The following is a 19,517-nucleotide window of genomic DNA, read 5'->3' on the forward strand; positions in this document are numbered from 1 at the left end:
CATCCGCTACATCCGCTACAGCCCAGGTCAGGGGCCTGTTTTCTGTAGCGGATGCGCGGGATGTAGCGGATAGGTGCCGCTACGCGGAGCGGGCGGTGGTAGCGGAAGCCGGGGTGATGTAGCGGATGCTGGCCGCCTCATCCGCTACATCCGCACCATCTGTGAGCTGCGGTGTAGCGGCTGTAGCGGATGTAGCGGACTTTGGAGGGGGCGGGGGGCAGTAGCGGGTCCAGGCGTCGGCCAGGTCCTCGGCGTAGTAGCCCCTGGGGACTCCGGACGCGGTGCGGATGGGGCGCGGCTTGATGGGCTTGTTGTCCCCGGTGACGTACTCGCCGAGCATCCGCGACAGGCCGCGAGAGGTGAGGGGCTTGCCGCCCAGGTCGCCCCAGGGGGCGTCCTCGATGGCGTTGAGGCATTCGAGGATGACGGCGGTGGGCATCCGGTCGGCCCCTTGGAAGACGTGGTCGCGCAGGTCGGTCAGCAGCCGGATGCCGAGGGAGGCCTTGTCGTCTTCGGCGGCGGCGTTGACCAGTTCCACGCAGGCCGCGCGGGCCCGCTGCGGCCAGGTTCCGCCGGCGGCGTCGGCGATGGTGAGCAGGGGCTCCCAGACGTCGGCGGGCCGGTCGGTGATGCCCTGGGGCATGTCCGGCCACTTGCCTTCCACGGCCGGGCGGACCTGCTCGGCCCAGGCGGCGAGCCGGTCGCGAAGGGCGTGGCCTTCCTTCTCATGGATGCGCTGGCGGAACGGCTCCACGCGCTCGTTGGGGGCGCGGCGGCGCATGCGGATGATGACCGAGCGGGTCAGGATCGTGTCCGGCAGCGAGCCGAGGCCGGCCACGGCCACCGCGCAGTAGGACGGGAAGGCCTGCACGGACTGGTTGGCGCCGTCGCCCACGCAGCGGTAGGTGACCCCGGAGCGGCGGTGCCCGGCGTTGAGGAAGCCGCGCAGCTCCTCGTTGTCTCCGGCCTTGGGGCCGAAGACGGTGTCGATCTCGTCGAAGAGGATGGTGGGCCGCCCGTCCATGCCGGACACGGCCCGGAACAGGGCGGCGGCCGAGGCGTTGACGGCCACCATCGGCTGCGGCACCAGGGTTTCCACGATCTCCAGTGCACGGGACTTGCCGGAGCCGGGTTCGGGGGAGAGGAAGGCGATGCGGGGGGTGGAGTCGAAGGCGTCCAGCAGGTGCGCGTGGGCGTCCCACAGGGTGACGGCGACGTAGGCCGCTTCGGTGGGGAAGGCGTTGAAGCGCCGGTGGAAGCGCTCGATCTCGTTCAGCAGCTCGGCCCCGTCAATGGCCGGAGCGGGTGTGGCGGTGCCGGTCATGCGGCGGTGGTCCTTTCGGTGGTGCGGTGGCGGCCGAACTGCGGGTCAGGGCGAAGGGCAGAAGAGGACGGCCTGCGGCCGACGTTTCCCGGGGCGCCCTCGGCCGCCGTGAGTGCGGCCGGTTCGGCGGCCTGCGGGCCGGGGGCGGTGGCGGATGTGCTCTTCAGCAGGGAGCGGGCGGGGGCGTTCATGCCGTCCCCCGCTGCTGGTTGTGAGCGATGGACCAGTTGAGCGCGCTGCGCAGGGTGGAGCGGCACTGGGCCGGCGGCAGTCCGGTCGACTCGCCCGCCTGCTGAAGAGCGTTCTCCACCACATGCCGGGGGAGGTCGCCCCACGCGACGAACCGGCCCAGAGCGCGCGCGGCCCGGAAGAGAGCGGCCTCGCGCCCGCCCTCCTGGGCCGTCGCGACGGTCGCGGTCTCGTTCTGCAACGCTGCCTCGGCGTAGCGGCCGGACAGAGCCGTTACCGCCACGGAGACCGGCCCTGCGGGCCTTGGAGCGGGGCGCAGGGCGTCCAGCAGCCAGCCGGGCAGCGGAGCCACCGGAGCGGCGTCCACCACCTCGTAGGTGCCCGTGTCGGTGACGCTGCCGGGGGCGACGACGTAACCGCCCCAGGCGCGGGTGTCGATCAGCGGGGCAAGAGTGCCCGCGGTGTTGTGCAGCCGGATGCCGGGCGGGGCGGCGAAGTACAGGTGCTCACCACCGCTCGCGGTCCGGGTGCGGTAGGTGGCGGGGACGGGTTGCCCGGCGCGCTCGCAGAGCGCCTGAAAGGTCGCCGCGCCGCCAGGCGCGTCCGTTCTGTTCTTGGGGGTGTCGAGGTCGGCGACGACCAGGCCGGACGGGCCGGTGGCGATGCCGACGTTGAACGGGCCCGCGGACCATGCGGCGTGGATGCGGTCGGGGTCGGTGGTGGCGCGCTGCTCCCACTTGCGGTGTCCGGCCGCGCATTCCCCGGTCCGGGGGCACCGAGCCTGGCCGTGCAGGGCCGGCCGCTTGCCACCAGGGCGGAGGGGGAAGACGTGCCAGCCGCGCTCGGCGGCGGCCAGGGCGGCGGACAGCAGGGCGTCCGCTCGCCGTTCGGGGACGGGTTGGGTCATGCTGGAAACCTCCTGAGTCTCTTGCTGGAGATGGGAGAACCGGGGCGGTCGCGGTCTTTGGCGAGAGGCGACCGCCCCGGAGTCTTGGACAGCTCAGCGGCGGCCGGCGCGGGCGGTGCGGCGCAGCGCGGTCCAGGCGCGGCGGCCCAGCCGGGCCTTCCCGGCCGGGGTGAACGGCTGGGCGGCGCACAACGCTGCGTAGGCGATGAGCCAGAGCAGGATGGCGGAGCTAGCAGCGAGCATCGGGGTCTCGACTCCTTGTCTGGGCGGGGTTCGGTGGGTGCGGGCCGGTGGGCTGCTAGGGGCTAGTTCGCTGGTCAGCGGCGGTTTGGGGCGCTAGCGGGGGTGCTAGACCTAGCGGCGCGGGGTGCTAGGTCTAGCGGCGGTGCGCGGTCTTCTTGCCGTCACGGGTGGCGACGGCGGCGGCCACCTCCGCGCGGGCGATGCCGCGTCGGTTCTTGCCCTCGCCGCGGTCGTCGGTGCCCCACACCTGGGCGGTGGTGATGCCGTGCGGCTTGAGGGCGGCAGTGACCTGGGGGCCGGTCCAGCCGTCGTAGACGTCGGGGCGCAGCTCGGCCAGCCGGGCGGCGATCCGCTCGCACCACGCCTTGTCCTCGTCGGCCGGGACGACGGCCAGGACGTCGGCGAGGATGTCGAACTCCGGTGCGCGGTCGTCGGGTTCCTCGCCGATGGCGTGGCCGGTGATGTTCCCCAGCTCCTCGCGCAGCTTCCGGGCCCGGGTGACGATCCGCTCGGCGGCAGGGGCGTCGACGAACGCGGAGGCGACGATGCGGGGTTCGTCGCCTTCACCGGCCATCCAGCAGATGCCGCGGTCGGAGCGGGAGAACATGGTGGCCCGGTAGCCGGCCTTGTACATGCTGGTGCCCAGCACCATGTCGTTGGCGGGCTGGCCCATCACCTTCAGGCAGAACCGCAGCACCGCGTTCGCGCTGATGCCGGTGGGCAGGGACTTCGCGTCCGGGCGTTGGGTGCCGAACATCGCCACGATGCCCAGCGCCGGACCGCGCTTGACCAAGTCGGTGCAGATGGCTTCGATCTCCGGGCCGTACTCGGCGTGCTCGAAGGCGACCTGGCATTCGTCCAGGCCGACCACGATCGGGTGCAGCCGGTAGCGCCGGTCACTGGCCAGCGCGGACGTGACCTTGGACTCGGGGCACAGGGCCCGGGGCAACCCCTTGATGACCTTGGCGCGGCGGCGCAGCTCGTCCTTCAGTTCGCGCAGCGCGGCCACCACGTACTCCAGGTCCTCGTCCTCCTCTCCGGCGCGGTAGCGGTGGCAGACCGGCTCCAGGGCGCCGAAGTCGCCGGTGCCCTTGAAGTCGAAGGCGTGGAGCTCGGCGCGGGGGTCGAGGGCGGCGATGAGCAGCAGCAGCCGCATCAGGAACGTCTTGCCCATCCGGGGGATGGAGCCGACCACCACCGAGGCGAACATCAGCGTGACGGTGACGTCCCGCATGCGCTGGTCGTTGCCGAACACCACGGGCCGGAACAGGTCGACGGTGCCGGACTTGGCCAGCGGCCAGGCGGGTTTGGCGGTCTCGTTCATGGGCTTGTCGCCGACCCACAGCACCAGGCGGCCGTCGTGCTCCTCGGGGTCGGGGGAGGGCCACACGCAGCCGACCTTGCGCCGCAGCCCGGAGGCGAGCGGCTTGCGGGCCTCCATGATGTCCTCCGGGGTGACGCCGTACGGGAGGTCGAGGTCGGCGCGGTAGCCGGGCCCGTCGCGGACGATGGGGGCGGTGAACCGCAGCCCGTTCATGTCTCCGCCCCGCTTGATCGCGGCCGAGATTTTCGGGTTGCCGATGGCGTCCAGGCCGCGCAGCACGATGTCGCTGGTGAGCTTGGCCACCTCGGTGCGGAGCACGGCCGGGCCGATGACGGGGGCGTCCTTGGGTTGGCCGGCCCACCCGAGGGCGAGGACGGCGGCCGAGGCGGCCGCGTACAGCCACCCGGGGGCGAGGACGTACAGGGCGCAGGCGAAGGCGGTGCCGAACACGGCGGCGGTGGCGACGACCAGGCCGCGCAGCCGCACCCGGTCGCTACGCAGCTTGGCGAGACGGGCGTATTCGTCGAAGTCCTCGCCGCGCACCGCGGCCGCGCGCAGCGGTGCGGCCTCCTTGTCCCACACCCACCGGCCCGTCTCGCGCACCAGGCGGGCGGCGCCGCGCGGCGCCATCGCGGCGAGCTGCGCGCCGTACCAGGGCAGCCGGATGCCGTGGTAGGCCGCGGCGTATCCGGCCCGGCCGCCGGCGTGACGGGCGGTGGTCAGGAACTCGAGCTTGCTGCGCAGCCAGGCGGGCACGATGGGGCGGCGCCGCTCGCTGCTCACCTCCGGGTCGGGCAGGCCGGGGTCGTCGACCGGCACCGGCCGCCGCTCGTCGGCTTCCTGGCCGTCGTCGATCGGCCCAGGCTCCGGCAGCCGGGGCGGTGGGGTCTTGCTGGTGATGGGGATGACCGTGGCGTCGGTCATGCTGGATGTCTCCTGTCTTCCGATCGGGGGACGGAGGCCCGGGGCGGCCGACGGTGCTGGCAGGCTCAGGCGGCCGCCCCGGGGGTTCATCGGCGTAGCGCGCGTTCGCAGCGGCGCAGCCGCTTCTCCGCCTCCTTACGGGCGTCCTTGGCGGCCTGCCGGTCGACCCGGTCCGCGGCCTTCTCTGCCGCGCGGGCGGTGGCCAGCTCGTTCTTCGCGTCCTCCAGCTGCCGCAGCAGCGCGGCCAGCTCGCGGGCGGCCCGGTCGGCGGCCGCGGCGTCGATGGCGTCCAACTGCCGCTGGATGCGCGAGTCGACGGCGTCGGCGAACGCCTGCTTCGCACCGCGCGCGACCAGGGCGGCCCGGCGCCGGCGCTCGGCCGGGGTGTAGATGCGGGTCGGTGTGCTCATCGCGGCTTCCTTCCTGGTCAGTTGCGGCGGAGGGTGTCCCACTGAGCGGCGAGCCGGTCGGCGGCCTGCTCGGCCTCGGCGCGGGTGGCGTGGAGGGAGACGATGTGGCCGCCGGTCATGCCGGACCGCAGCCCGATCGCGGGCCGGCCGGTCTCCGGGTCGGTGGTGGGCTCGGTGGTGTAGGCGGAGCGGGCGGAGGTGGTGCGGCGGAACAGGCCCATCGGTGGGCTCCTCTCGGGTTGGTGAGGTGGCCGGGCCCGCGCGGTGCGGGCCCGGCCGGGACGGTGGTGGTCAGATGCGGAACTTGGCGCCCAGACGGCGGGTCTCTGCGTCGCGGGCCTCGGACCGGGCGTTCTCGCGGGCCCGGATGGCGTAGTCGCGGCCTTCGTGGTCCTCGCCGCGGACGGTCATGTTCCGCACGATGCGGTCCCACTTGGCCTCGCGGGCCTGGGCGGCCTCCTGCTCCCACTTGGCGCCCAGCTCGGCCATGGCGGCGGTCGCCTTGCGGTCGTACTCGGCCTGGGCGGCCTGCTGGCGTGCCTTGCTACGTCCGAACATCGGGTTCTCCCTCAGGTGATGGGTGGCGGGCGGCCTGCTGGCCGCTCCCCTTGGCGCCCGGACGGGGTGACGTCCTGCCACTCAGTCCGGGCACCGCGGGCAGCGGTCAGCTACGGCGCTGCTCCCGCTCGGCCCGGATGTCCTGCCACACCGACCGCAGCACCAGCAGGCACACGGTCAGCGCCACGGCCGAGACGGCGACCGCGACGGCGGAGACGGCCAGGGTGAGTAGCAGGACGGATCCGCCGACCCCGGCGCCCACCCACTTCCCCGCGCTGGACGGGCGCGGCGCCGGCGCCGGGTGCGCGTGCTGGCACGGCGCCTGCTGCTGGGCCTGGGCGGCGGCCAGCAGCAGCGCGTACTGCTCCGACTGCTGGGCGGCCTGGACCGCGTCGGCGGCGGCCTTCTCGATCTCGTGGCTCATGACCGCTCCTCCCCCAGCACCTCGCGGCGCAGCTCGGTCGCCTCACGGCGCGAGAGGCCGAACGCGTCCTGCAGGGCCTTGATGGTCACCGGCCGCCGCGTCGACCTGACCGCCTCCCGGTGCAGCTTCCGGGCCCGCTTGCGCAGCTCGGCGACCGGCGGCATGACCGGCTCAGTCCGCCCGGTGTCGGCCCGCGCGATGGTCACCTCCGACACCTCGCCGGTCACCTCACCGGTCATCTCGGGCCGGGCCACGGCGGTGCCGAACATGCCCGCCAGGGCGGCGTCGGCGCCGCCGGTCAGCCGCTCGCGCTGCACGGCCACCAGCCGGGAGCCCAGCTCCAGGTCCCCGACACCGACCTTCCGCGCCAGCTTCCACGCGGCCTTCTCGGCCTTGCCGCGGACCTTGTCGTCCGGGTGCCCGTCGGCCACCGCCCGGTGGTAGGCGAGCTGCTGCACGGCCTCGGCGTTGCGCCGCTGCGCCTCGGCGTCGGTGCCGGTGCGGTAGACCACGATCCGCCGGGCCAGGAACCCCAGCCCCTCGGCGGCCACGCACATGCCCATCGGGGAGACGCCGTAGATGACCGCCTCGGTGCCGTCGTCGGCGACGGACAGCCCCACCACCGAGGCGACCACCGGGGCCAGCCACAGGCCGATGCGGACCGGCGCCGGCGCGGCCTGCCCCAGCAGGGTGACGCCGACCATCACCAGGGCGAGCACCAGCGTGGCGCCCTCCCCGGCCGCGACCATGCCCGCGGCGGTCGCTCCCCGGCCGAACTCGGCCTTGATGTTGGCGTAGGTGCCGTATCCGCCGACCACTCCGGTGGCCAGCATCAGGGCCCCGGCGATGCTGAGGACGGTCTTCTGCTCACGCGAGAGGGCGTTCACCGGCCCTCACCGCCGGTGTGCCGGTAGCCGGTCGGCGGGTGCTCGGCCAGCCGCTCGCGCAGGTATTCGGTGTCCCACGCGACGTCCATCAGCGGCCGGTCGTGAAGCACGTTCCGCAGCGTGATCGCGGTGTGCATGGCGCGGCGTTCGAGGATCTCGCGGTACCGCTCGGAGTCGCCGATGGTGGCCGGGTACGGCAGGTCGATGGCCTCCAGCACGGCGGCCAGCAGCTCGCGCACCGGGGCGGGGATCTCGGGGGTGTTCACGCGCCCACCTCCAGGCGGCCGGAGCCGCGGTTGGCCAGCGCGGCGCGGGCGGCCAGCACCCGGCGGCGGGCCCGGCGCAGGCGGCGGGCGTCCAGCTCGGACGGCACCCGGTCCAGCACGGTGATGTGCGCGTCCAGCAGCTCGACCTCCGCCAGAAGCAGCGGCATCTCGTGCTCGATCGCGTCCAGCTCGGCGGCCGACGGCTCCTGGTCGGCCGGATCGGCGGTAACAACCGCCTGTAGTGCAGCGATGTGCGTCATGGGTCGTGATCTCCCTAGCGGGTGGGATGGCCCAGCAAGGCGGCCCCGGTGTTGCAGCACCGGGGCCGCGGGCCGTTCAGCGGAAAGCAGGGGCGTTCAGAGGCCGGTTCAGCGGCCGCCGCGCGCCCAGGCGTCGTCCTGGCTGCGCTTGTTCGCCTCGGCGTTCTTGCGGGACAGCTCGCCCCGCTCCGCGTCTGTCAGACTCGTGCTCACAGGGGCCTCCGGTTCAGGTGCCTGTAAGGCGCCGCCCGGAGTTGCAGCTTCGGGCGGCGCGTCTTCGTTGGAGTCGGCGGATTCCGGCTCCCCCACGCCCCGCCCGTAGAGCCCAAAGGGACTGGACGGGCGGAGGAGGCAACCGGCCGCAGCGCGCTGAGGCGCTGCGGAAGAGGTTGCGGTTACTGCAGAGGTCTCCTTCGGGAGCGTGCTCCCGTTTCAGGCATATGGAGACGCGACCTTTCGGTCTCAGCCCTCCGGTTGCCAAGGGGTCCGGGTCCCTCACCTCCGGGTGGTCCGGAGGCTCTGAGAAGGCACACGCATGCTCTGAGCAGCCCAAAGAAGGCTGTCAGGGATGCGTGGATCTCCCTAGGGATATTTATAGGCAACATCCCTAGGGAGGTCAACCGGTCCGGGTTCAGGACGTAGAAAAGGGAGCCCGCCTGAAGCGGGCTCCCTGGGGTGGCTGCGGACAGTCTTAGCTGTTCAGGTGGTACTCCATGACGTAGACGCCTGCGTCCAGCAGCATCTTGTTCACCTCGATGGCACGGTCGTCCTCGGTGAACGCGGTGCGCCAGATCTCCACTACCGGCGTCCCCTCCGCGAGGTGCAGCCGCTCGGCCTCGGCCTGGCTGGGCATGCGGGCCCGCAGTTCCTCGGTGAAGCGGACGGGCTTCAACCCCAGCTCCGCCAGACGTGCGTAGGTGCCGCCGGGCCCGGTGTCGGGCTGGGCGATCGCGGTGTCGCGCACCAACTCGGCTGGCAGGTAGGAGGTGGCGGCCTGGACCGGCTCACCCTCCACCACGAACACCCGGTCGCGGATCACAACCGGGGTGTCTTCGGCCAAGTTCAGTACGCGCGCCACATGGTCGGGTGCGGTCGTCTCGTAGACCTTCAGATCGGTGACCGAGAGGGGACGCTCACCCAGGTCCGCAGCCCAGATGGACCGTCCGGATCCCCAGCCCTCCTGGGCGAGGCGGCGGTTGGCGACCCGCCGGATCGGCCGGAACTCCCGCACGTACGTCCCACTGCCCCGCCTGCGGACGGCCAGCCCTTCGGTGACCAGCAGTGTCAATGCCCGGCGGGCGGTCTCCTTGGCCACGCCGTACTCGCGTACTAGGGCCGGCTCACCAGGAAGCCGGGCACCGGGAGCCAGCTCGCCCGACTGGATGCGATCCCGCAGCTCATCGGCGATCTGCCTGGCGCTCTCTGCCATCAACGGCCCTCACTTCCCTAGGGTGCTTCCCCTCCACCTTGGCACAGAAGTTCCAGAACCGTTTCGTGTGGGGCGTCGTCCGGTGAGCTGCATGAGCACAAGCCCGTGATGAGGTAGAGACCCGACGACACAGGCCCCAGCTCGACACCACGGCCGGAGTGAGTGAGCTCTTTCATCGTTGTCTCTCCAGGGTGAGGACGGCGGCGGCGATGGCGGTCATGCGGTTGGGACTGCAGCGAGCTCTGCGGAAGATGCGCCAGGACTTCAGTCGCGCGACACTCCGCTCGACGGGTGCTCGTGTCGCCGACAGGGCCCGGTTGATCGTCCGCTGGGTCGCGGTGAGGTCCTGGTGCGGAAGGCGCCTGATCGGTGTGGTCACCCAGGAGCCGGCCCCGAGGTAGGCGCGGTCGGCGAGGACGGGCACGCCCTGGCGTTCGCAGATCCGGATGATGCGGTGGGTGCGGGCCGCGGTCAGGTCGTGGACGCGGCCGGGCAGGGCGGGCGAGATCCACAGCAGCTTGCCCGCAGGATCGGCGACGACCTGCACGTTCACGCCGTGGCGGCGGTGCTTCTGGGAGAAGTCGGCCCGGCTGTCGCCGACCCGGTCGCACTCGGCGAGTGTTCCGTCGAGCAGGACGTGATCGGGATCGGCTTCCCGCAGGACCCGCAGTAGGCCGGGCGCCCGGCGGGCGAGGTGGCCGACGACGGCGGTGACGTAGGCGTGGGCGGTGCCGACGGATATGCCGAAGCCGGCAGCGATGTGTGTGAGCGGGTCATGTCGGCGGAGGTAGATCAGGGCGACGAGAGCACGCTGATGCGGCCGGAGCTTGCAGCGGCGGTCATCCTCACGGGTGACGATGAGCATGGTGACCCACTCGACCAGGGCGTGCGGCAGGTCGAGTGAGGCAGGATAGGGAACCAACGAGGCTCCTGAGCTGATGAGTTGAGACGTCGAACACCTCTCTCAACGGCACAGGAGCCTTGTGCGTTGCGGGACGCCAGCCGGTCACCCGATCAGTGGCCACTCTGAAAGAGCTCAGTAACAACCTTCTCTGCGGGATCAAGGCGACTCGCTCCGCTCACCGCGCGCGGCCCGGCTCCCCGCCGGGCCTGCGCTCCTGTCTCCGCCCCGCTCCAGCCCAGCCGACGCCCGTGCCGGGCTACCAGCGATCTGCCCGTTGAGACCGGATGGCCCGTGTCGCTGCCTCTGGTTAGCCTGCGGCTCTAGAACCACTGGCGAGCAGGTGAAGCTTGCAACTTGTCTCAGTCTGGCCACAGCTGACGGAACATCTCCTACAATCTCCACATGGAGAAGCGGACCATCCCTGCGTCAGACGCTCTGGCACTCATCGAGCGCGAGGAATCGCATTTTTGGGATCACAAAAGCGCGCAAAGCAAGGGAACCGTAATCCAGAAGATTGCGGCGGGCCTTGCCAACTCAGACGGCGGGGAATTTATCGTCGGGATCGAAGATAAGGGAAAACAAGCCGTCGGCCTGGATAGGTGGCAGGGGTACGGCAGTATTGAAGATGCGACAATAGTACTTGAAGCGCTTGCCCGTGATATCGAACCGCCCGTTCCTTACTCAATCGAGTATCTAAGTATCGAGGGGCGTGAAGGTCAAGGGTTGGCATGCCTGGTCGGCATCCGAAAAAGTGAAAGCGTCCATTTTGCTGCAGACAAAAAGGTCTATGTTCGACGCGGGGCGGCTACCCTCTCAATCACAGGCCAGGCAGTCACGGACCTGAGTCTAGCAAAAGGTGCCCGCACGTACGAGGACCAACTACTTGCTGACTACGACAAGGAAGACCTAATCGTCGAAGACGAACTGGCTTATTTCCTAAGGTCGTACAGTCCATCTACGCCACCTGATATCTTCGTCCGGAAGCAGCGCCTCATAAACAGGGACTCAGGCGCCGCGAAGGTGTCCGCAGGGATCCTCTACGCAGAATCACCGCCTGCCGTTGTTCCTAAGCGCTGCGCGGTTAAGATCGCGCGATACAACACTAAGAACAGGGAGCCGCGCCGGGAACACCTGGCAACTACTCCTCTCACGATCGAGGGGCCGGCTCGGGTGGTAATCGAAGAGACAATCTCTGCGGTTACTAACCTAATCGAGTCAGTTTCGGTACTTCAGCCCAGCGGGGAAATGACGCCTGTGAAGTACCCGCCGGAAGTATTGAAAGAGATTATCGTGAATGCGGTAATCCATCGTGACTACAACATCTCTGACGACATCCTCGTATATGTATTCGATGATCGAGTCGAGGTTCGCAGCCCTGGACCTCTGCCGGGAAGCATGACGTTGGATAACCTGCTTCAAGATCGATTTTCCAGGAATCCAACGATTGTGCGCTTGCTCAATAAGTACCCGGATCCGCCGAACAAGGACATCGGCGAGGGGTTGCGTACAGTCGTCGCAAAGATGGCTGAGGCTAAGCTACAGTCTCCGGTTTTTTCGATTGAGGGAAACTACTTTGTAGTGGAACTCGGGCACACGCCTCTTGCCCGCCCTCATGAGATCGTCATGGAGTACCTGGACAGTCATGAGGAGATCACTAACTCCACAGGGCGGAGTCTCACGGGCATCAGTTCCGAAAACAGCATGAAGGACGTTTTCTACGCATTGCGCAAAGCCGGAAAAATCGAAATGGTTCCGGGAAAGCGAGGCAATAAGTCCGCTTGGCGCAAAGTGCCGCCTACTGAAACCGACGCCGACACCAGCAAAGCCGACATTTCTCTAGCGCGGGAGGGTGTGGCGACTCCGCCGGAAGGCGATACAGGACAGAAAACTCTGCCTGCGAGTGACACTCTGAAAACTACCAAAAAGTTGAAGGCTCGAAGGGTCGCCATTGGGCCGACCCGAAATAGGCCATGCTCTTGCGGTAGTGGACTGAAGTATAAAAGATGCTGCGGCCAAAGCTCGGCTTAATATTTCGAAAGTCGGGCTTCCTGTAGAATCAAGGGTTCGTATTGCCTTTCCGGCGCTCCGTCGTGTCCTGCTCTAGTTGACAACATCGACGGCGTGGCTGATGCCCGTAGGGGTGCAGTGAGACACGCGCGCCTGGTCGGTCGGCGCACCCGCCGTCGTGGCTGACTGTCGTCGGCTGAGGTTCGTGCCACAGCCGTGCCAGATGCAGGCGTCAGCCACGATCAACACCGGTGCCCGGCGGTCGAGTGGTCACCCGCTTCCTCGGCCAGCAAAGCCGCAGTTCAGCCCTCAGGTCACCCCGCCGCTCCCCTAAAGTGGTGATGAAGCGTGGTGACATCACCAGTCGACATCAACGTTCCCGGACAGCAGCAGACCGAGGGAGTCGCAGGAAGACCAAGAGCTGCTGGAGATGTGAGAGCCGGGCTGGCCACGCAGCCCGGTGATCGAACTTGTAAGGCGGCAGTCGGTTGGTCTGCGCGTGTCGGTGGGCCGTCTCTGGGCCGTCGAGGGACGGCCCGGGGTAGCCGACAACGACCAACGACGACCGTACGATGGCTGGTCGTAGCGGCTCGTGCGGGGCCTCGCGCAGAACCGTAGGGTGGCTCACAAGTTCCTGCGCAACAAGAAGCAGGAGTGGGAGGAGTACCGCTCGGAGGTCACCGCGTTCGAGCTGCGCAAGAACCTGCCGGTGCTGTAGCGGGTCCGCGCCCCGCGGGACGCGGGGCAGTACGGCAGGCGGTACGGCGGCAGCGGCGAGAGGCAAGGCCACGGTGGTGCAGGGCGGTCGGCGGGACAGCCGGTTCGGACGGTTCGTACGGCAGGGGTTCACCGATCCGGGGGCGGCCGGCCGCCTGCTGGACTCGCCCGCCCTGGCCCGGGTGCGGGACGACGCGGTGCTGCTCGACGCGCTCGGCGCCACCGCCGACCCCGACCAGGCGCTGCTGTCCTTCGTCCGGCTGGTGGAGGCCCAGCCGGACGACGCCGCGCGGCAGACGCTGCTGGGCACCGTGCTGGCCGCCAAGCCGCTGCGCGACCGGCTGCTGGGCGTGCTGGGCGCCTCCGAGGCGCTCGGCGACCACCTCGCGGGCCACCCGGACGACTGGCAGGCCCTCCACTCCTACGAGACGGCCGACCTCCACCCGGGCGTCGAGGAGTTCGAGGCCGCGCTCGCCGGCGCGGACGGTCCCGACGAACTGCGCGTCGCCTACCGCCGCGCCCTGCTCACCATCGCCGCCCGCGACGTCTGCGGCACCACGACCGTCGACGAGACCGCCGCCGAACTGGCCGACCTGGCCACCGCCACCCTGCGCGCCGCCCTGGCGATGGCCGGGCGCGAGGAGCCGGGGGACGCGCGGGCGTGCCGGCTGGCCGTGATCGGGATGGGCAAGTGCGGCGGCCGCGAGCTGAACTACGTCTCGGACGTGGACGTCGTCTTCGTCGCCGAGCCCGCCGGGGGAGCCGGCGGGGCGGCCGGGGACGGCGGCGACGGGGAGGGCGAGGCGCTGCGCGCCGCGACCCGGCTCGCCGCGCGCATGATGCGGATCTGCTCCGACACCACCGCCGAGGGCACCATCTGGCCGGTGGACGCCAACCTGCGGCCCGAGGGGCGCAACGGCCCGCTGGTGCGCACCCTGTCCAGCCATCTGGCGTACTACCGGCGCTGGGCCAAGACCTGGGAGTTCCAGGCACTGCTCAAGGCCCGCCCGGTGGCCGGCGACCTGGCACTGGGCCGCGAGTACACCGAGGCCCTGGCCCCGATGGTGTGGCAGGCCGCCGAGCGGGAGAACTTCGTCACCGACGTGCAGCAGATGCGCCGCCGCGTGGTCGCCGGGATCCCCGCCGCGCAGCTCGACCGCGAACTCAAGCTCGGCCCCGGGGGCCTGCGCGACGTGGAGTTCGCCGTCCAGCTCCTCCAGCTCGTCCACGGGCGCAGTGACACCGCCCTGCGCAGCCCCACCACGCTGGCCGCGCTCGACGACCTCGCGGCGGGCGGGTACGTGGGCCGCCAGGACGCGGCCGCGCTCGGTGACGCGTACCGCTTCCTGCGCGTCCTGGAGCACCGCATCCAGCTCCAGAAGCTGCGCCGCACCCATCTGATGCCCCGGGACGAGGCCGAACTGCGCCGCCTGGGCCGTTCCCTGGGCTTCCGCCAGGACCCGGTGGCCGAGCTGACCCGCGCCTGGAAGCGGCACGCCGCGGTGGTGCGGCGGCTGCACGAGAAGATCTTCTACCGGCCGCTGCTGGACGCCGTCGCCCAGCTCGCGCCCGGCGAGATCCGGCTGTCGGCCAGCGCCGCCGGGCAGCGCCTGGAGGCGCTGGGCTACGCGGATCCGGCCGCCGCCCTGCGCCACCTGGAGGCGCTGACCTCCGGGGTCAGCCGCAAGGCCGCCATCCAGCGCACCCTGCTGCCGGTGCTGCTGGGCTGGTTCGCCGACTCCGCCGACCCCGACGCCGGACTGCTGGGCTTCCGCAAGGTCTCCGACGCGCTCGGCCAGACGCCCTGGTACCTGCGGCTGCTGCGGGACGAGGGGGCCGCCGCGGAGAACCTGGCCCGGGTGCTGTCGGCCGGGCGGCTCGCCCCCGACCTGCTGCTGCGCGCCCCCGAGGCCGTCGCCCTGCTCGGCGACCCGGGCGGGCTGCGGCCGCGCGGGCGGGAGGCGCTGACCCAGGAGGCGCTGGCGGCCGTCGGCCGGGCCGAGGGGCCCGAGCAGGCCGTCACCGCCGTCCGCGGGGTACGGCGGCGCGAGCTGTTCCGTACCGCCGCCGCCGATGTCATCGGCGCGTACAAGGCCGGGGGCGGTGGCGAGGGCGGCCCGGAGGGCGTTTCGGGGAGCGGTGCGGGAAGCGCGGCGGAGGGCGCGCCGTCGGGCGCCGACGGCACGGCGGATGCCGTGGACCGGGTGGGGGAGGCGCTGTCCGACCTGAACGCCGCCACCGTCGCCGGCGCCCTGCGGGCGGCGGTGGACGCCCGCTGGGGCGACACCCTGCCCACCCGTTTCACCGTCGTCGGCATGGGCCGCTTCGGGGGCCGCGAGCTGAACTACGGCTCCGACGCGGACGTGCTGTTCGTCCACGAACCGCGCGAGGGCGTGGACGAGCGGGAGGCCGGCGAGGCGGCGCTCGCCGTCGCGGGCGAGATACGCCGCCTCCTCCAGCTCCCCAGTTCCGACCCGCCGCTGCTCATCGACGCCGATCTGCGGCCGGAGGGCAGGAGCGGCCCGCTGGTGCGCACGCTGGCCTCCTACGGGACCTACTACCGCCGCTGGTCGCAGGTGTGGGAGCGGCACGCGCTGCTGCGGGCCGAGCCGGTGGCGGGCGACGCGGACCTGGGCCGCCGCTTCGTCGAGCTGATCGACCCCCTGCGCTATCCGGAGGACGGCCTGGGGGAGGACGCGGTGCGGGAGATCCGCCGCCTCAAGGCGCGGATGGAGAGCGAGCGGCTGCCGCGCGGCGCCGATCCCACCACCCACACCAAGCTGGGCAGGGGCGGGCTGTCGGACGTGGAGTGGACGGTCCAGCTCATGCAGTTGCGCCACGGTGCGCAGGTGCCGGGGCTGCGCACCACCCGCACCCGTGCGGCCCTGGCCGCCGCGCGGGAGGCCGGGCTGATCGGCGAGGAGGACGCCGCGACCCTGGACGAGGCGTGGCTGCTGGCCACCCGGGTGCGCAACGGGGTGATGCTGGTGCGCGGCCGGCCCGGCGACACCTTCCCCTCCGAGGCGCGCGAGCTGGCCGCCGTCGGCCGCTACCTCGGCTACGAGCCGGGGCACGTGGGCGAGATGCTGGAGGACTACCGGCGTATCACGCGCCGTGCCCGTGCGGTGGTGGACCGGTTGTTCTACGGGGTGGAGTGAGGGCTCCGCCGTTGGTGGCGGGTGCGCTTGTGGTGGGTGCGGTGGGGGCCGGGTGCGTGCGGGGGCCGGGGCCGGTCCGCCTTCCGCCGGTGGCCGGGCGCGGGGGGTGTTCCCGTGTCGTCCTCGCGGTGAGGGCTAGGGGGACGCGGGGACCAGGCGGGGGAGGCGGTGGGCCGGTGCGCCGTACCAGGCGCAGGAGATCGCGAAGCCTATGCCCAGGCAGACCAGCCCGCCCACCGCGTCCAGCCAGAAGTGGTTGGCGGTGCAGACGATGACCACCAGGGTGAGGGCCGGGTAGAGCCAGCCGAGGATCTTCACCCACAGCGGTGCCGCCAGCAGGGCGAGGGTGATGCCGCACCACACGGACCAGCCGATGTGCATCGACGGCATGGCCGCGTACTGGTTGGAGACGTTGGCCATGTTGCCCGAGGCCATCGAGCCCCAGGTGCCGTGGACCTTGACGGTGTCGATGAAGTGCACGCTCTCCATCAGCCGCGGCGGGGCCAGGGGGTAGAGGTAGTAGCCGAGCAGGGCGACGGCCGTGGTGGCGAACAGGACCGTGCGGGTGGCGGCGTAGCGGCCCGGGTGTCTGCGGTAGAGCCAGACCAGGACGCCGATGGTGACGATGAAGTGCAGTGTGGCGTAGTAGTAGTTCATCGTCACGATCAGCCATGTGACGCCGTTGACCGCGTGGTTGAGGGACTGCTCCACGGCGATGCCGAGGGCGCGCTCGACCTCCCACAGCCAGTCGGCGTTCCGCAGGGCCTGCGCCTCCTGCTCCGGCACGGCGTTGCGGATCATGGAGTACGTCCAGTAGCTGACCGCGATCAGCGTGATCTCGAACCAGATCCGGGGCCGGCGGGGCGTGCGGATGCGCTGCGAGACGGTGCGGCGCGGAGCCGGAACAACCGTGCGTTCATCTGCCGGAGCGACAGTGGTCACTCTGGCTTCTTCTGTCGTCCTCGCGATCGGAGCCCCCATGGTGCGTCAGTCTGCCAGAATCCGGCTCCCGACCGATCATCCCCCGGACCGGTCCCGGCCGCCCTCGGTCCTCCCTGAGACGGACCCCCGACCCTGAGGCGCGGAGGCGGTGGATCCGCGGACGACCAGCTCGGGCAGGAAGACGAACTCGCTGTGGGGGGCGGGGGTGCCGCCGATCTCCTCCAGCAGCGCCCGTACCGCCGCCTGGCCCATCGCGGTCACCGGCTGGCGGATGGTCGTCAGGGGCGGATCGGTGAAGGCGATCAGCGGGGAGTCGTCGAAGCCGATGACCGAGACGTCGCCGGGGACGGCCAGGCCGCGCTGCCGGGCGGCCCGGATGGCGCCGAGCGCCATCATGTCGCTGGCGCAGACCACGGCGGTGCAGCCCCGGTCGATCAGGGAGCCGGCCGCGGCCTGGCCGCCCTCCAGGGTGTACAGCGAGTGCTGGACCATCGACTCCGCCTGGCTCCGCGAGAGCCCGAGCTGCTCCTGGAGGCTGGTGGTGAAGCCCTCCGTCTTGCGCTGGACGGGCACGAACCGGGCAGGCCCCAGGGCCAGTCCGATGTGCTCGTGGCCGAGCGAGACGAGGTGGGTGACGGCCAGCCGCATCGCGGCCCGGTCGTCCGGGGAGACGAAGGGCGCGCGGACCTTGGGGGAGAAGCCGTTGACCATCACGAACGGCACGCCCTTGCCGCGCAGCTGCTCGTAGCGCTGCATGTCGGCGGTGGTGTCGGCGTGCAGTCCGGAGACGAAGATGATGCCCGCCACGCCCCGGTCCACGAGCATCTCGGTCAGCTCGTCCTCCGTCGAGCCGCCGGGGGTCTGGGTGGCCAGGACGGGGGTGTAGCCCTGACGGGTCAGCGCCTGTCCGATGACCTGGGCGAACGCCGGGAAGATCGGGTTCTCCAGCTCGGGGGTGATCAGCCCGACCAGCCCCGCGCTGCGCTGGCGCAGGCGCATGGGCCGTTCGTATCCCAGCAGGTCCAGTGCGGCGAGGACGGACTCGCGGGTGGCCGGGGAAACGCCGGGCTTGCCGTTGAGGACGCGGCTGACCGTCGCTTCGCTGACCCCCGCCTGGGCTGCGATGTCAGCTAGCCGTGCGGTCACAGCACCGGACTGTACCGGTCATGTGTCCGACTGCCCACCGTACCCGGGAGTTCGCCCGGATAGGTGTGGTTTCGCCCCCGGATCGGGGGCGAAACCGGAGGCGGGTCTCACCGTTCGACGCTGTAGCCGGGCAGCAGCCCGGCGCTCCACTCCTCGGCGGTGCGGGTCAGCCCCTCGCGCGCGGTCTCCTCGCCGCGCAGGATGGCCGTGTAGTGGGGCTGGAGGGCGACGAAGAGCTGTCCGCCCTCGGGGAGGGAGGGCCGGGCCACGGCCTTGGTCAGCGCCAGGTAGAAGGAGTTGCGGACCGGGTCGGACAGCACCTTCCCGGTGTAGGCGGCCGTACGGGTCGGCAGCAGGCCCAGGGCGAGGGCGGTGCTCTCCTGCTGCTTCGCGTCGGTCATGTACTTGACGAAGAGGTACGAGGCGTCGGGATTCTCCGTCTTCGCGGAGACCACGAGGTTGTGGCCGCCGGTGGGGGAGCCCGCGGTGCCCGATCCCCCGGCCGGCACGGCGGCGATGCCCAGGTTGTCGCGGTCCTCGAACTCGGGGGAGGAGAAGATGTCGGCGGTCGCCCAGGGGCCGTTGACCATCATGGCCGCCTCACCGCTCTTGAAGGCGTTCTGCATGGCGGCGTAGGCGTCCTTCTCCGGCGGCTTGGGCGCGGCGCCGGAGGAGACCAGGTCGGCGGCGGTGGCCACGCCCCGGACCGAGTCGGGGGAGGCGACGGTGATCGTACGGGAGGCCACGTCGACCAGGTCGCTCTTCTCGCCGTACAGGAACGGCAGCGAGAAGAAGGGATCGGGGTTGAGGACGATGCCGTCGGCCCCCGTCTCCCGCTTGATCTTCAGCGCGGCGCCCTTCAGGTCCTTCCAGCTGGCCGGCGGGCGGCTGATCCCGGCCTCCTCGAAGATCCGGCGGTTGTAGAGCAGGGCGAGGGTGTCGGTCACCTGGGGGACGCCGTAGACGCCGCCGTCCTCCAGCATCACGCTCGCGGTGGTGGTGGGCAGGAAGCCGGACATGTCGGCGTCCAGGGCGGGGGTGCCGGTGAGGTCGGCGAGGTGGCCCTCGGCGGCGAAGCCGATCGTCCAGCCGACGTCCGCGCGCAGTACGTCGGGGGCGCCCCGGCCGGACTCCACGGCGTCCAGGAACCTCTGCTGGGCCTGGTCGAAGGGGACGGAGACGTGCTCGACGTCGATGTCCGGATGCTTCTTCTCGAAGGCGGCGACGAGTTTCGCGAAGTGCGGGGCCTCGGCCTCGCCCGAGGTGTCCCACCAGGTGACGCTGCCGGACACGGCGGAGGCGTCGTCCCCCGGGGGTGTGCCGAGGACTCCGCAGGCCGTGGCCGTCAGAGCCAGGGAGGCGGCGGCCAGCGCGGCGGCGGTCCGGCGGGGACGGCCGGTCCGTCCGGCGGAATGGGACGTATCGGGGTGTATGTGGGTTTCCATCGTGCTCTTCCCGTCTGTCCTCAAGCGGGGGATCCGCTGTGGAACGCGGAGGA

General features: G+C 71.1%; 18 protein-coding genes and 1 pseudogene. 3 read left to right on the forward strand and 16 right to left on the reverse strand.

The features are described 5' to 3' along the window. Positions 1-79: 79 nt before the first annotated feature. The 13 genes from BMY40_RS02920 to BMY40_RS02975 form a co-directional block, all read right to left on the reverse strand. Positions 80-1,324 (reverse strand): DUF3631 domain-containing protein, encoded by a 1,245-nt coding sequence (locus BMY40_RS02920; protein WP_093654972.1) that lies wholly within the window; start codon positions 1,322-1,324, stop codon positions 80-82. A 187-nt stretch (positions 1,325-1,511) separates the two neighbouring features. Then, on the reverse strand, positions 1,512-2,420 hold the full coding sequence (locus BMY40_RS02925; protein ID WP_093654974.1) for a bifunctional DNA primase/polymerase: 909 nt from the start codon (positions 2,418-2,420) through the stop codon (positions 1,512-1,514). Between the two features lie 93 nt (positions 2,421-2,513). Next, positions 2,514-2,663, reverse strand: coding sequence for a hypothetical protein (locus BMY40_RS27880; protein ID WP_177213845.1), 150 nt, complete (start codon positions 2,661-2,663; stop codon positions 2,514-2,516). A 133-nt stretch (positions 2,664-2,796) separates the two neighbouring features. After that, positions 2,797-4,911: a cell division protein FtsK gene (locus tag BMY40_RS02930; RefSeq protein ID WP_245769802.1), complete on the reverse strand. Its 2,115-nt coding sequence runs from the start codon at positions 4,909-4,911 to the stop codon at positions 2,797-2,799. An 86-nt stretch (positions 4,912-4,997) separates the two neighbouring features. Beyond that, complete coding sequence (locus BMY40_RS02935; RefSeq protein ID WP_093654976.1) at positions 4,998-5,321, reverse strand: hypothetical protein; 324 nt, start codon at positions 5,319-5,321, stop codon at positions 4,998-5,000. 17 nt (positions 5,322-5,338) lie between these two features. Further along, the gene (locus BMY40_RS02940; RefSeq protein WP_093654978.1) at positions 5,339-5,542 is read right to left on the reverse strand and encodes a hypothetical protein; all 204 of its coding nucleotides are present in this window, start codon (positions 5,540-5,542) and stop codon (positions 5,339-5,341) included. 70 nt (positions 5,543-5,612) lie between these two features. Then, a complete protein-coding gene (locus tag BMY40_RS02945; protein WP_093654980.1) occupies positions 5,613-5,879 on the reverse strand; it encodes a hypothetical protein in 267 nt (88 codons plus the stop codon). A 106-nt stretch (positions 5,880-5,985) separates the two neighbouring features. Further along, positions 5,986-6,303 (reverse strand): hypothetical protein, encoded by a 318-nt coding sequence (locus tag BMY40_RS02950; RefSeq protein WP_093654982.1) that lies wholly within the window; start codon positions 6,301-6,303, stop codon positions 5,986-5,988. Beyond that, complete coding sequence (locus BMY40_RS02955; protein WP_093654984.1) at positions 6,300-7,190, reverse strand: hypothetical protein; 891 nt, start codon at positions 7,188-7,190, stop codon at positions 6,300-6,302. Before BMY40_RS02955 ends, BMY40_RS02950 begins: the two co-directional genes overlap by 4 nt. After that, positions 7,187-7,456: a hypothetical protein gene (locus BMY40_RS02960; RefSeq protein ID WP_093654986.1), complete on the reverse strand. Its 270-nt coding sequence runs from the start codon at positions 7,454-7,456 to the stop codon at positions 7,187-7,189. Before BMY40_RS02960 ends, BMY40_RS02955 begins: the two co-directional genes overlap by 4 nt. Next, the gene (locus BMY40_RS02965) at positions 7,453-7,716 is read right to left on the reverse strand and encodes a DUF6284 family protein (RefSeq protein ID WP_093654988.1); all 264 of its coding nucleotides are present in this window, start codon (positions 7,714-7,716) and stop codon (positions 7,453-7,455) included. Before BMY40_RS02965 ends, BMY40_RS02960 begins: the two co-directional genes overlap by 4 nt. 691 nt (positions 7,717-8,407) lie before the next feature. Continuing rightward, positions 8,408-9,145 carry a GntR family transcriptional regulator gene (locus BMY40_RS02970; protein ID WP_093654990.1) on the reverse strand — a complete coding sequence of 246 codons (738 nt, stop codon included), beginning with the start codon at positions 9,143-9,145 and terminating at the stop codon, positions 8,408-8,410. 172 nt (positions 9,146-9,317) lie between these two features. Beyond that, positions 9,318-10,067: a transposase family protein gene (locus BMY40_RS02975; protein WP_093654992.1), complete on the reverse strand. Its 750-nt coding sequence runs from the start codon at positions 10,065-10,067 to the stop codon at positions 9,318-9,320. Between the two features lie 384 nt (positions 10,068-10,451). Between BMY40_RS02975 and BMY40_RS02980 the strand changes: the two genes are divergently transcribed. From BMY40_RS02980 to BMY40_RS02985, 3 genes and pseudogenes are all read left to right on the forward strand, one after another. After that, complete coding sequence (locus BMY40_RS02980; RefSeq protein WP_093654994.1) at positions 10,452-12,077, forward strand: ATP-binding protein; 1,626 nt, start codon at positions 10,452-10,454, stop codon at positions 12,075-12,077. A 610-nt stretch (positions 12,078-12,687) separates the two neighbouring features. Further along, positions 12,688-12,774, forward strand: a pseudogene (locus tag BMY40_RS27395) (glutamine synthetase); the annotation flags it as partial. Between the two features lie 73 nt (positions 12,775-12,847). Further along, positions 12,848-15,931, forward strand: coding sequence for a bifunctional [glutamine synthetase] adenylyltransferase/[glutamine synthetase]-adenylyl-L-tyrosine phosphorylase (locus tag BMY40_RS02985; RefSeq protein WP_093654996.1), 3,084 nt, complete (start codon positions 12,848-12,850; stop codon positions 15,929-15,931). Positions 15,932-16,066: 135 nt separating this feature from the next. On the opposite strand, the gene BMY40_RS02990 is transcribed toward BMY40_RS02985, so the two are convergent. The 3 genes from BMY40_RS02990 to BMY40_RS03000 all read right to left on the reverse strand — a co-directional run bounded on the left by BMY40_RS02990 (position 16,067) and on the right by BMY40_RS03000 (position 19,464). After that, positions 16,067-16,912, reverse strand: coding sequence for a phosphatase PAP2 family protein (locus tag BMY40_RS02990; protein WP_093654998.1), 846 nt, complete (start codon positions 16,910-16,912; stop codon positions 16,067-16,069). Positions 16,913-16,948: 36 nt separating this feature from the next. Beyond that, positions 16,949-18,019, reverse strand: coding sequence for a LacI family DNA-binding transcriptional regulator (locus BMY40_RS02995; RefSeq protein ID WP_093655000.1), 1,071 nt, complete (start codon positions 18,017-18,019; stop codon positions 16,949-16,951). Between the two features lie 107 nt (positions 18,020-18,126). Then, positions 18,127-19,464: an extracellular solute-binding protein gene (locus BMY40_RS03000; protein ID WP_093655002.1), complete on the reverse strand. Its 1,338-nt coding sequence runs from the start codon at positions 19,462-19,464 to the stop codon at positions 18,127-18,129. Positions 19,465-19,517: the final 53 nt, after the last annotated feature.

The organism is Streptomyces radiopugnans (assembly GCF_900110735.1).
Classification (GTDB): domain Bacteria; phylum Actinomycetota; class Actinomycetes; order Streptomycetales; family Streptomycetaceae; genus Streptomyces; species Streptomyces radiopugnans.